Source organism: Cyclobacterium sp. SOCE241, from assembly GCF_056867545.1.
Genome location: NZ_CP149779.1, coordinates 5,503,699 through 5,516,270, shown reverse-complemented (window position 1 = coordinate 5,516,270; position 12,572 = coordinate 5,503,699). Strand labels below are relative to the sequence as shown.

The following is a 12,572-nucleotide window of genomic DNA, read 5'->3' as shown; positions in this document are numbered from 1 at the left end:
AAAATTGGGCTCCTTTTTAATTATTTTTATAATTCAGGATAATGAATTTTCACCAAATCCTGAATTTCACCAAATGGCATCTGCATTCTTGCCATGGTATAAACATTTTTATTTTTATCGATGGCTATGGCATTTACATAAGTGGGGATGCCACCATCCTCATAAAAAGCCGGACCATGGTCTTTGTAAGTACCTGTAGGCAGATGGTAGGTTACCAAATGCAAATTTTCAAGCTCTTTTGCAGCCCCTTTTGCAATTTTCTTTGTTCCATCAATTGGAGGCCTATCACTTATTGGCCCACCTGTGAGGTAGTACAAAGTTTCATTATCAGGCCCCAAGTCAAAGCCCAGGTATCCATAGCTGAACTGATCAAACATACCCATTTTTTTAGATGGTAACGAGGACAACCTATCAATTAATTCAATTTTTGCACTTTTCGGATCGAATTTAAAAAGGTAGTTTGAATTACCATGAATCCCGTACGCCACATTATCTTCCGCATGCCAGAAAATTCTTCTCCAATTGTAGCCCATATTTCCGGGAACTTTGGGATCATAAGCTCCAAAGTAATCTCTTCTCATATGTACGTCTTGCAACTTTGACGGGCCCTCTCCATTCTCTGGGTTATAGCAGAAAATATCCCCGTTGGAAGTAGTATAAAACAAATCCCCTGTATCGGGAACAACCAATAAAGACCTGCATAAAACCCTATAGTCATCACCTACAATTCCTGCTTCACCTTTCTCTGAAATTGGACCGAAATCCTTCATCTTTGAAGTATTCAAATCAAAATGCAAAAAATTACCAGTTGGCCAGGTGAGTGCATAAATCTGGTTTCGCTTGGTATCCATGGTCATGGTCAAAACCCCTTCTCCATCGGGAACAATTCCAAGATCTTCTACTTCTTTGCTTTTTATATCAAAACTCAAGAAATGACCTCCCAAATAGGGTTCAACACCATTCATTGGATTGACAGGGAGCCGTTCCATATCATCGATCATTTCATAAACTCCAATATGCGTTCAAAAAACAATTTTCCGTCTTTTTCAAAGAAAGGAACGTGACTTTTTCCTTGCGGTAAAGTATTGCTAGTTTCTTCTCCACAAGCCTCTGAAAGATCAGCCAACCATTCAATTTTCTCAGTCTCCGGATCAAAGCTATACAACTGACCGGCTTTAGTTACAGATTCTGAAGACAATACATAATAAATTTTCCCGTCTGAGGCACAACTCATCGCCTGATAAGTATCATGGGCCAATTCAAAGCCTGAATAGTAGGCTTGAGCCAAAAGCCCTTCCTTTTTATTTTCTGATTTCAATGGTTTATTCAATTTTAATTATGGTATTTATTTATCCTTTATAGTTAAGTAATTCTTCAACATTTTCATGGATCTTTTTAATTGCATTGGCAATATCATCCATATCTGTTTGACTCCCTAATAACATGCTTTGCGAAAGCCAGATGGCCTCTTCATTACACAGTTTATCAGTTATAGGACATTGATTTTCAGCCACAAATTTTTCAAAATCCAATTCCTCAGGCTGATACATTCGCTTGTAGTTTTTAGAGCTAAATGCATCTTTTAAGTACAATTTATCATTCAAAGGTGTATAACCACTGCTACAGGGTATGCCCTCTGCTCGCAAAGCTTTGATAAAAACGTCTCTGGAAAGCCCTTTAAACCCTTCAGAATGAAATCGAAAAGGGAATAGGTGAAATACTGCGCGGTTTACTTTTGGGTACAACACATATGTACTAATTCCGGGAATACCTTGCAATTGTTCTTTGAGGTAACTTGCATTGGTCTCTCTCAATCTGGTTTCCTCATCCAGTCGTTTTAATTGACTCAACCCAATGGCCGCTTGGTATTCCGTAAGCCTGATTTTCGTTCCAGCCATTACTGCCCCCTGATTAACTGCCCCAACCAAAGACCCATAAGGGTACCCATAGTTATGATAAGAAAAGCATTTGTCCATGAACTCATCATTGTCACTTACGATGGCTCCCCCTTCTCCCATCGGTAAATTTTTGGAGTTCTGAAAGCTGAAACATCCGGCGAGACCAAAAGTCCCAACCTTTTTATGGTCATATTCTGCCAACCAACCCTGGCATGCATCTTCCACAACAATCAAATTATTCTGCTTGGCTATGGCCATGATACTGTCCATATCTGCCGGTAAACCTAAAATATGTACCGGCAAAATCGCTCTGGTCCGGTTATTTATTTTCTTCTTTATTTCCTTGGGGTCAAGTTGAAAGGTTTCAGGATCTGAATCTACAAATACCGGCATGGCTCCTGTCTGTAATATGGCAGCTACACTCGCAATAAAGGTATAAGAAGACACCAACACTTCATCTCCACCCCCAATGCCCGCCTGGGTTAATGAGGCTATAAGCGCATTGGTACCGTTAACGACAGTAACACATCTTTTTGATCCTGTAGTTTTTGCCCATTTATTTTCAAACTCTTTCACTACTTCGGACCTAGACCAAACCCCACTTCTAAGGACTTCTAAAACTCTGGGCTCATCTGTCTCGGGATTCCACTTAGGCCATTTTGGCCAAGAAGCAGTACGAACTGGCTTGCCACCCGTGAGCGCAGGTTTTACATTTGGTACTGCAAAATTGAAACCCATCATAGCTCCAGTACCTACAATGGCATTGGTTTTAACAAAATCTCTTCTGGTGTACTTCATATTTGATGATTTATTAGTGGAAATTATACAAAAAGGAGGAGAAAACCTGATGATCTACTTTAAAGGTTTCAAAAATACATCTTTTCTCCATAAATAGCCCGTTTTAGAAACCCATTTGATAGACTAATAATCAAAAAAAATATTCCAACACCCCATTCTATAAAATAAAGAATTATTCAAATTCCCTTACAATTAGTCACCGCCTGTAGTTTTATCGTATCTGTATAAAACCGGGTTTATCCGCAACTTTTTTTCACTCAATGTAAAATAGGTTTCCCCTTCCGGCTCAAAGGCAATGGCTTCCCCTGTGGTTCAGGCTCATAAGGCAACAAAACAGCTTTTCCGGAAAGAGTTTCTTCCAAGGTTTCTCCTTCTTTCCTTGTCCAATAATAAATTACCCAATAATTTTTTATCAGCACTTGGGAACCATCGGCAGAAATATCCCCTCCGACTGAGAGGGTGATAGGCAACTGCAATACCTTTTCAAGATCCACTGAATTCCCATCCAACAATAAATCCTTAGCTGCCTTATAAAGTGTATTTTTGAACTCCCTTTTGGTCAATACAAATAGATCGCCACTAATTGGATCCACAAGCAAGGTCTCTGAATCTTTGGGACCATCCGGATACTTTAGCTTAATTATTTCAGGTTTGGCACTCATCTCACTTTCAAGTTGATCGGGTTCCTGAATTCGGTAAATGATCAACTCCTCAGCTCTGCCAAAATTATCTCCTATATCACCTATATAAAGGTAATTCTCTCCTTCGATTGGACCCGGCCCCATGGCTAAATCTTCCCAATCCCGATTATTTACCCCTTCAATTTTTAAGGTACCTAGGTAAGTCCCTAAGGTGTCAATAATATAAAGCTCAGGTTCTCCTCCACTGTCATTGTGAACGTATATCCAGGATGGGTTTTTTCTTGAAACTACCATACCACTGGTTTCTTCAATAAATTTCTCTCCAACCAATGCCACTTTCTTCGGTCCCGAAAACAAGGTGTACTCTATTTGTGCATTGATTTTCATGTCATACTTTTTCTGAAGTTTTTCAGAAAGTAAAAAGGGTATGATTGAAAGCAAAAAAATAATTTCAGTAGCATTTCAATAAAAAACTCATCGGGGCACTTTTTTAACTCATGGTTCAAATTTTTCAAACTTTATCTTGGTATTCACTGCTCATCTGACAATTGTATTAAAGAATAACTATGTGCTCCATAAAAAGGTTCAAGTAAAATCATCCATTAATTTCTATTTATCAGGCATAACATCAAAAAGGACAGTGAAATTCACTGTCCTTTTTTATCGAAATAGATAACCAATTTTAATCAGCTTTCTCTTTATTATTTACTCTAATTTCCAGCTCATCTCCTTCTCCGGAATAATCTGCTAGAATAACATCTCCTTCAGATAATTCTCCTTTGAGTATTTCTTCAGCAAGCGCATCTTCCAAGTATTTCTGGATGGCTCTATTCAAAGGCCTGGCACCATATTGCTTGTCATATCCTTTTTCGGAAAGAAAGTCTTTAGCTTTCTCTGACAGTTCAATGGTATAGCCCAAGTCAGTAATTCTGGCAAACAATTTCTTCAAATTGATATCAATGATTTTATGGATATGTTCTTTATTTAAAGAGTTGAATATCACTACATCATCTAACCTATTCAAGAATTCAGGACTAAATGCCTTTTTGAGCGCATTTTGGATGGTGGACTTCATTACCTCGTCCATATTCTCCTCTTTCGCCTTGGAGGCAAAACCTATGCCTGCACCAAAATCCTTTAAGTCTCTAACTCCAATATTGGAAGTCATAATGATAATGGTATTTCTAAAATCTACCCTTCTTCCTAGACCATCTGTCAAAACTCCATCGTCCAATACTTGCAATAAGATATTGAATACATCGGGATGCGCTTTTTCAATCTCATCCAGTAAGACTACAGAATAAGGTTTTCTTCTGACTTTTTCTGTCAATTGCCCACCTTCCTCGTAGCCTACATAGCCCGGAGGTGCTCCAACCAGTCGAGAAACACTGAATTTTTCCATGTATTCCGACATATCAATTCTCACAAGAGCGTCTTCCTTGTCAAACAGATAAGTAGCAAGCATTTTTGCCAATTCCGTCTTTCCTACACCTGTAGGCCCTAGGAATACAAAGGAACCTATCGGTTTTTTAGGGTCTTTCAAACCTACTCTTGTCCGCTGTATGGCTTTGGTCAATTTCTTGATGGCATCATCTTGCCCCACAACCTTACCTTTCAACTCTTCACCCATATTCAGAAGCTTGGCCCCTTCATTTTGGGCAATTCTTCGGGTAGGTATACCTGTCATCATGGCAATTACCTCAGCGACATTGTCCTCTTCTACTGCATAACGCTTGGTTTTGCTTTCTTCTTCCCACTTGGCTTTGGCATTCTCCAATTGCTCCAAAAGCTTTTTCTCCTTATCTCTAAGTTGAGCCGCTTCTTCATATTTTTGGCTTTTTACAACCCTGTTTTTCTCAATTTTAATTTTTTCAACCTCTTCCTCGAGTTTAAGAATATTTTCAGGAACATGAATATTGTTGATATGCACCCTAGCTCCGGCTTCATCTAATATATCAATGGCCTTATCAGGAAGGAATCGATCAGAGATGTATCTATCAGAAAGATTGACACATGCCTGAATAGCTTCGGGTGTATAGGTTACATTGTGATGGTCTTCGTATTTATCTTTGATATTCTCAAGGATTTGAACCGTTTCTTCAGGAGAGGTGGCGTCAACCATCACCATCTGAAACCTTCTCGCCAAAGCGCCATCTTTTTCAATATATTGTCTGTATTCGTCCAAAGTAGTGGCACCTATACATTGTATCTCACCCCTTGCAAGTGCAGGCTTGAACATATTGGAAGCATCCAGAGATCCACTGGCCCCACCGGCACCAACGATTGTATGTAACTCATCGATAAATAAGATCACATTTGGAGACTTTTCCAACTCATTCATCACAGCTTTCATTCGCTCCTCAAACTGTCCCCTATATTTAGTCCCTGCAACAAGTGATGCCAGATCCAAGGTTACCACTCTTTTGTTGAACAAAACTCTGGAAACTTTTTCTGGATAATTCGAAGTGCCAAACCTTCAGCAATGGCTGTTTTACCCACACCAGGTTCCCCAATTAAAATCGGATTGTTTTTCTTTCTTCTGGAAAGAATTTGGGCCACTCTTTCAATTTCTTTTTCCCTGCCGATGATTGGGTCAAGCTTGTCCTCCTCGGCCATACGGGTTAGGTCCCTTCCGAAATTATCCAAAACAGGTGTCCTGGATTTTTCTGCAGCGCCTTTCGATCCTCCGGATGAACCTCCTGAAGCACCAAATAATTTAGAACCTTCTTCATCGGGATCATCGGCCTCGGTACCTGATCTAGGCGTTTGGTCGGTTTGAAATTCTAACATTTCCTTAACTGTATCATAGGTAGCATCAAACTTTTGAAGGATCTGCGTGGCAATATTGTCCTCGTCCCTTAAAATTGACAACAATAAATGTTCTGTCCCTATCAACTGGCTTTTGAAAATCTTAGCTTCCAAATAAGTTATTTTCAGTACTTTTTCTGATTGCCTGGTCAGGGGAATATTGGCAAGATTTTTTACGTTGTGATTGGCCGTACCTTTCACTGCACGCTCCACCGCGTTTCTCAACTCGTCCAATGGTACACCTAACTTCTTTAGAATGGAAACAGCTACACCTTCACCCTCACGAATCATTCCTAACAAGAGGTGTTCTGTACCGATGTAATCATGACCCAAGCGCAAAGCTTCTTCGCGGCTAAGAGAGATCACCTCTTTTACTCTGTTTGAAAATTTTGCTTCCATTATATCTTTCCTTTATTATGGTAATATTTCAATCTCAATTTAATACAAATGAACTTGTTTATAAACACAATTTTTTCACTTAATGTTCAATTATTTTCGGGAAAGGTTCAAAACTTCATTAGCCGCCGGACCTTCACAAAACAACAAATCCACAATGGAGAGGTTAGGAACAAAGTCTGCGCCAAAAATTTGCACGTAGGGAGATGGTTTATAAAATTTCCCCTTGTCTATCAGAGACTTAGGGTGAATTAAGCCCCTCAAATCGTTTTCTTGGCTACTACGCTCTTCTTCCTCCTTTACTACCAAACTGACATTCCATCGTAAAAATTTAAGACAAAGTGTCAGTAATTCCAAGTTTAAATCTATTAAAAATTCAGGCTTTCGCAAATATATTTGTTCCAAGTCATCATAAAAATACTCAAAAAATGGTGATTTTCCATAAGCACTTTTTATTCCTCTCAGGTGAACATTCAACCATTTCTGATGGTAGTCTATTTTCACATTTTTTATTGCAAGCCTCTTTCTTAAACCATGTACCGGCACAGTTAGGGTTTCCCTTTTATTGGCCAGAAGTACCTCTGCCTTGTTTGCATAGGATTGCCTATTCAGTTTTGCATTGGTATACACATGTATTTCACTGGCTCCATTTATTGCAACAAAATATGCCAGAGGAGGCAAATACAATAAATCGGTCGTCAATACCTTACTTTCCTTGGTCATCTTATTCGGTTTCCCGAAAGTTAATCTCAAGAAATGCCACCGGCAAAAGAAACGAAGAAATTATCACATTATTTCCGAAATTTCCCCCAATCCTTCCCTTATTACTTCAATTTGATCCGAGGAACAATCCACTACTGTGGAGGCAACATTGTTTCCATAACCGCCATCAATAACTACATCCACTAGGTCCTTGTACTTTTCATAAATAAGCTCCGGATCAGTGCTGTACTCAATGACATCATCCTCATCTCTGATAGAAGTGGTTAAAATGGGCTGGCCCAACTCTTTTACAAGCAGGCGTGGTATGCTGTGGTCAGGAACTCTTATCCCAACAGTTTTTTCTTGCTATTTAGCAATTTAGGCACTTTATTATTCGCCGCCAAAATAAATGTAAATGGCCCGGGAAGTGCCTTTTTCATTAATTTAAAAACGGGCGTACTCAAAGATCTTGTATACTCTGAGATATTACTTAAGTCATAGCAAATAAAAGAAAAATGTTCTTTTTTTGGTTTTACTCCCTTAATTAAGCCTATCCGCTCAATGGCTTTTTGATTGAATATATCACAGCCCATGCCATAGACTGTATCGGTTGGATAAATGATCACCCCCCTTTTTGCAAAACATCAATTACCTGACTGATCTTTCTCGGATCAGGGTTTTCAGGATACAATTTGATAAATACCGCCGCCATATTTTATTCAACTTAGCTTTGGACAGGCCAATACACTGCTTTTAATTATGCTTAAATTAAACTAATTAAACCACAAAATAAAAGCCAAGTATCAATTTTAAATATAAATTATTTTTCATAAAAAGCATCTAGCTGATTAAATAGTATATTTGTAACTTCAAACAAACCATAAGCCGAGTCAATTAATGGCCTTTGATTGGCCGGAAAGTCAATAGATACAATGCTAACAGACAAAAAAAGAAAATACATTTTAGTGGGACTAGTTGCATTCTCTGTACTACTCACTTCTTTAAGTTTTTATTTTTACCAAGCCTTTTTCTCACCCAATGTATTAATAGACAGTGACGAACCTGCGGTACTAAACATTCCAAAAGGCAGCACTTTTTCTCAAGTGAGGCAGGAGCTTCTCGATCGAGAAATTGTAAACGAGGTGGTTACTTTTAGCTTTGTGGCCAAGGTCATGAATTATTCTGAAGGAGGGGTAAAACCGGGGCATTACGTTATTGAGCCAAAGCTTTCCAACAAAGAATTGATCACCATACTGCGATCCGGTAGACAGACTCCCGTCAATATTACCTTTAATAACATCAGGTTAAAGGAAGAGTTGGCAGAGAAAATCACCAGCACATTGGAAATGGGAAAAGATGATTTTTTATCCGTTATTCAAGATGAAGCTTTTGTAGAAAAATACGGTTTCAATAGTCAGACAATAATGGCCATGTTTATACCCAATACCTATGAAGTTTATTGGACCATTAGCCCCCTAGAATTGTTTGAACGCATGTATAAGGAGTACGAGAGGTACTGGACAGAAGAGCGACTTGCCAAAGCAGAAGCCATACAAATGACACCTCTGGAGGTAGCCACCTTAGCCTCCATCGTTCAATCAGAAACAAATAAAGCAGATGAACGCCCCATAGTGGCAGGAGTTTATATCAATAGATTGGAGCGAGGAATCCCTTTACAGGCAGATCCAACATTATTGTTTGCCCTTAAGGATTTCACCATTAAAAGGGTGCTCAATGTACACAAGGAAGTAGAAAGTCCTTATAATACCTACAAATATGCCGGTCTGCCTCCGGGACCTATTGTGCTACCTGAAATCAGCTCTTTGAATGCCGTACTGAATTTCCAAACACATAACTACCTGTATTTCTGTGCCAAAGAAGATTTTTCGGGTTACCATTCATTTGCCACCAATTTAAGGGATCATATGATCAATGCCCGACGCTATCAAAATGCATTAAACGCAGCAAAAATTTTCAAATAGATGTTTATAAAAGAGCACAAGCTAAGAGTAAGGTATGCAGAAACGGACCAAATGGGTTATGTATATTACGGCAATTATGCCACCTATTATGAAGTTGGAAGGGTGGAAGCACTTCGCAGTGTTGGATATTCCTACCGTGAGATGGAAGAAAGTGGCGTAATGATGCCTGTGTTAGAAAATCACAGCAAGTTTTTTTACCCGGCAGGTACGATGAACATTTGACCATCAGAACCAGCATCAAAGAAATGCCGGGTGTGCGCATCCGCTTTCATTATGAAATATTCAATGAGAAAGAGGAGCTTATTCATGTAGGCGAAACTTTGCTTACCTTTTTGAAAACAGATACTCATAGGCCATGTAGGCCCCCTGCGAGGTTTATAGATCTTCTCAAACCCTATTTCGATTCAAAGGAGTGAAAGAAAAACTCAACAGCATATTGGAGCGATTAAGCGATAAGGCGCTTCTTCTCAAGCCTATTCATTTTGGCAATCCTGCCCAAAACTTATATGATGTAGGCAAAATTTTCTTGCATCACTTGCAGAAAGATGATGTATTTGAACGAGCCAGCGCCATGGCATTCAGTTTTACTGTTGCCCTATTTCCTATGTTGTTATTTTTATTGAACATGATTCCCTATATCCAGTATTTTTTACATGACGTCACCATGTCAAATATTCTGGTATTTGTAAGTGATATCTTACCGGAAAGCATATATAATGAGGCAGCGCCCACCATTATGGATATTGTCAGCAAACCACGTCAGGGCATGTTATCACTGGGTTTTTTCTTTGCACTTTATTTGTCCACAAACGGGGTAATCTCCTTGATGAATGCATTCAATGCTGTCTACCGTACAAAAGAATCCAGAGGCTTTTTTCAAACCAGAATGATAGCTGTTAGCATCGTATTGGTATTGGTGCTTAGCATATGTGGGGCTGTTATTATCATGATTTTAGGAAGTGAATTGCTCTTCAAAATCTCAGAATTTGAATTTGTATCCAACAATATTTATTACTATTCTCTAGCCTTTTTCAGGTTTTTTGTATTGTTGCTACTATTCGTCATCACCAATGCCTACATTTTCAGGGTGGCTCCTGCTGTTAGCAAGAAGTGGAATTTTTCTCCGCAGGAGCAGTAGTGTCAGGCTTACTTATCACTTTGGGATTTTTCTTATTCTCCTATTACCTAACCAATTTTGCGAGCTACAATAAATTGTATGGATCTATCGGCACCATGTTGGCACTTATGCTTTGGCTTTGGATAACCTCCATTTTAGTTTTAGTCGGTTATGAGATCAATGTAAGCCTACAAAAGGCATTGCACGCCAAGCCACCCAAAAAACAAGTCCTTCACTTTCAAAAATTAGCATTTTTTACAAAAATTTTACCCCTTAAGGATTTGCATTAATTAGAATTAGGGCTACCTTTGCCTTCCGATTCACATCAAAAGCGAAGTGATCGAAAATTATAAAACAAAGACTTGTAAGATCAGAAGATTTTTCGAGTCAAAATTAAGCATCAGACCCAACTAGAGGAGTGGCAGAGTGGTCGAATGCGGCGGTCTTGAAAACCGTTGTACCGCGAGGTACCGGGGTTCGAATCCCTCCTCCTCTGCATCGAAAAGCCAGGTTTTATACCTGGCTTTTCTCGTTTAGAGTCGTCGGGAGCCACCCTACAAGCCGGCCCCTCGATAAATTAGTCCACTGGACTGGTTTTAACGCTCGATCCTCTCCTTCTCTGCTAAACAAAACCATAACTACCTAAAGTCGCTATAGTTACTTTTTTTCTTGTTTAGTGCGATGGGACACCCAAGCTAAATTTTCATGATAGATTTGATATGTTTTTGGTGTTTACCAGTTGGTTTTAAAAGTAACGTGGTGTAGGTTTTAGATTTTGGCAATACACTCCTACCTGATAAATCTTTATTATTAGTTCTAAAGCCTTATTTGCTGAAAATGAAAGTTTCTTCATTTTAAAATCTTGCCAGATAATTGAAGTTTTCAACTTAAATTCCAGATTGACATGCCCAAGGATTTTAAAAGGGATGACCAATTCTTTCAAAATGTTGAAAATTGTGGGCAGATTTGGGGTAAGGCTAATGTTCTTTACTCTGGTAAAAAATGGTTGCCTGCCCTCTAAGCCGATCAATTTCTGATCTAGCTTCTCGTTCCATAGTATCCAACTCACTTCCATCCGAAGAACAACCTATAGTCTTAACAACTTTGTTGATCCTACCTACTTTTTGAATAATTTGTACACTAAAACTACCACTAGCATTTCTTTTTCGCCTGATAAACATAGGTTAAAAATATACTGAGACACCCATTATCGCAAATTTTCGATACTGAAAAACAGAATTAAAATTTTAAACTAAAAAGCACCCGCACAAACCAGAAAAAAGGAAAGGTTTCATACAAATCCTGGGAACCATTGATCTTGATTTTTTTATCCGGTTGCTCAAACATCCTTCTTCTACCCAATTCAAATGAAGTTACCATAGCCGGCATATCCAATCCCTTCTATTTTCAGCCATCTTTCCATGTCCCACTTGGCCAATTCCGATAGTCTATTGCTTGCCATGGCAAGGATCTCCCGAGCTTTGTAAACTTGAATATTGGCGATAGCTGCGATGATATGGTAGTCTGTCATGGCTGATTTCCCCTGGTTATAAAGAAAGTTCGGATAATAGATTAAAACGTTTCATAATGTGCTTACCGTGGGCACTGGCGGGCTAAATAAATGATAGGCGGGATAGTTTTTCACTAAGCAACGGATAAAAAACCTCAGTCAATCACCTCCTATTATGCCGTAGTTCCTTGGTATATTTCAGACAGTCAAACCGGATGCATTTGAAGAAATAGCCCATACCTTTGGTGAGTCATTGGTTTGACTAGTATTTTCAGATTTTCGTTTGCAAATGAGGATTTGAAGGAATTTCTGGTTTATGTTCTTCTTCTAAATTCAACCAATTAGTCATTAATTAGTAAAACGTGTGAAAAGAGGATGTTAAAATCGAGTTGATTCTAATATCCTTCCTCCGAGTTGTTTCAGTTACTTTCCCAAAGTTGTTTTTTGTTGTCATTTTATGATTCCGCAATATCCTTTTGCTTATCTGGAACAAAGGGCGGTAAAACTCCTTCCTACATTAGAAGAACCTTACCTAAACAGTGATAAACAGTTTGTGTGGTTCAAATTTGAAGAAATTCTGAATGTCGCCGGGTACATGGTAATTCCCCGCATGGAGGCTGACATGGACGGCACAGAATTTATTGGGAATGGAAAAAACGAAAACTAAAACCTGAAAATATATGGGTTTGGGAAAATACTAAAGATGACGTAAGTGGCGCG

At 38.9% G+C, this 12,572-nt stretch carries 8 protein-coding genes, 1 tRNA gene and 5 pseudogenes; 5 read left to right on the top strand and 9 right to left on the bottom strand.

Annotated features, from left to right (window positions below; translation table 11 throughout):
• Positions 1-26: 26 nt before the first annotated feature.
• The 7 genes and pseudogenes from WG932_RS28080 to WG932_RS28050 all read right to left on the bottom strand — a co-directional run bounded on the left by WG932_RS28080 (position 27) and on the right by WG932_RS28050 (position 7,955).
• Positions 27-1,001, bottom strand: a complete 975-nt coding sequence (locus tag WG932_RS28080) for a hypothetical protein (RefSeq protein ID WP_483086109.1) — start codon at positions 999-1,001, stop codon at positions 27-29.
• Positions 998-1,318, bottom strand: a complete 321-nt coding sequence (locus WG932_RS28075) for a hypothetical protein (protein WP_483086108.1) — start codon at positions 1,316-1,318, stop codon at positions 998-1,000. Before WG932_RS28075 ends, WG932_RS28080 begins: the two co-directional genes overlap by 4 nt.
• Before the next feature lie 31 nt (positions 1,319-1,349).
• Positions 1,350-2,696 carry a DegT/DnrJ/EryC1/StrS family aminotransferase gene (locus WG932_RS28070; protein ID WP_339677775.1) on the bottom strand — a complete coding sequence of 449 codons (1,347 nt, stop codon included), beginning with the start codon at positions 2,694-2,696 and terminating at the stop codon, positions 1,350-1,352.
• Between the two features lie 257 nt (positions 2,697-2,953).
• Positions 2,954-3,778 carry a hypothetical protein gene (locus tag WG932_RS28065; protein ID WP_483086107.1) on the bottom strand — a complete coding sequence of 275 codons (825 nt, stop codon included), beginning with the start codon at positions 3,776-3,778 and terminating at the stop codon, positions 2,954-2,956.
• A gap of 241 nt (positions 3,779-4,019) precedes the next feature.
• Positions 4,020-6,544: pseudogene (locus WG932_RS28060) on the bottom strand (ATP-dependent Clp protease ATP-binding subunit).
• A gap of 90 nt (positions 6,545-6,634) precedes the next feature.
• Positions 6,635-7,264 carry a WbqC family protein gene (locus tag WG932_RS28055; protein WP_483086106.1) on the bottom strand — a complete coding sequence of 210 codons (630 nt, stop codon included), beginning with the start codon at positions 7,262-7,264 and terminating at the stop codon, positions 6,635-6,637.
• Between the two features lie 63 nt (positions 7,265-7,327).
• A pseudogene (locus tag WG932_RS28050) lies at positions 7,328-7,955 on the bottom strand (L-threonylcarbamoyladenylate synthase).
• Positions 7,956-8,175: 220 nt separating this feature from the next.
• Here WG932_RS28050 and mltG point away from each other — a divergent pair.
• From mltG to WG932_RS28030, 4 genes and pseudogenes are all read left to right on the top strand, one after another.
• Positions 8,176-9,225, top strand: coding sequence for an endolytic transglycosylase MltG (gene mltG, locus WG932_RS28045; RefSeq protein ID WP_483086105.1), 1,050 nt, complete (start codon positions 8,176-8,178; stop codon positions 9,223-9,225).
• Positions 9,226-9,641, top strand: a pseudogene (locus tag WG932_RS28040) (acyl-CoA thioesterase). It begins immediately after the preceding gene.
• A 155-nt stretch (positions 9,642-9,796) separates the two neighbouring features.
• Positions 9,797-10,632: pseudogene (locus WG932_RS28035) on the top strand (YihY/virulence factor BrkB family protein).
• 122 nt (positions 10,633-10,754) lie between these two features.
• Positions 10,755-10,838, top strand: a tRNA-Ser gene (locus WG932_RS28030).
• Between the two features lie 405 nt (positions 10,839-11,243).
• On the opposite strand, the pseudogene WG932_RS28025 reads toward WG932_RS28030, so the two are convergent.
• Positions 11,244-11,523 (bottom strand): annotated as a pseudogene (locus WG932_RS28025) (IS1634 family transposase); the annotation flags it as partial.
• A gap of 182 nt (positions 11,524-11,705) precedes the next feature.
• Positions 11,706-11,873 carry a hypothetical protein gene (locus WG932_RS28020; RefSeq protein WP_339677780.1) on the bottom strand — a complete coding sequence of 56 codons (168 nt, stop codon included), beginning with the start codon at positions 11,871-11,873 and terminating at the stop codon, positions 11,706-11,708.
• 436 nt (positions 11,874-12,309) lie between these two features.
• Between WG932_RS28020 and WG932_RS28015 the strand changes: the two genes are divergently transcribed.
• Positions 12,310-12,519, top strand: coding sequence for a hypothetical protein (locus WG932_RS28015; protein WP_483086104.1), 210 nt, complete (start codon positions 12,310-12,312; stop codon positions 12,517-12,519).
• Positions 12,520-12,572: the final 53 nt, after the last annotated feature.

Excerpts from the sequence above, each read along its gene's own strand:
- WG932_RS28080 (WP_483086109.1), bottom strand. The coding sequence starts at position 1,001 with ATGATCGATGATATGGAACGGCTCCCTGTCAATCCAATGAATGGTGTT.
- WG932_RS28070 (WP_339677775.1), bottom strand. The coding sequence starts at position 2,696 with ATGAAGTACACCAGAAGAGATTTTGTTAAAACCAATGCCATTGTAGGT.
- WG932_RS28055 (WP_483086106.1), bottom strand. The coding sequence starts at position 7,264 with ATGACCAAGGAAAGTAAGGTATTGACGACCGATTTATTGTATTTGCCT.
- mltG (WP_483086105.1), top strand. The coding sequence starts at position 8,176 with ATGCTAACAGACAAAAAAAGAAAATACATTTTAGTGGGACTAGTTGCA.
- WG932_RS28020 (WP_339677780.1), bottom strand. The coding sequence starts at position 11,873 with ATGACAGACTACCATATCATCGCAGCTATCGCCAATATTCAAGTTTAC.
- WG932_RS28015 (WP_483086104.1), top strand. The coding sequence starts at position 12,310 with ATGATTCCGCAATATCCTTTTGCTTATCTGGAACAAAGGGCGGTAAAA.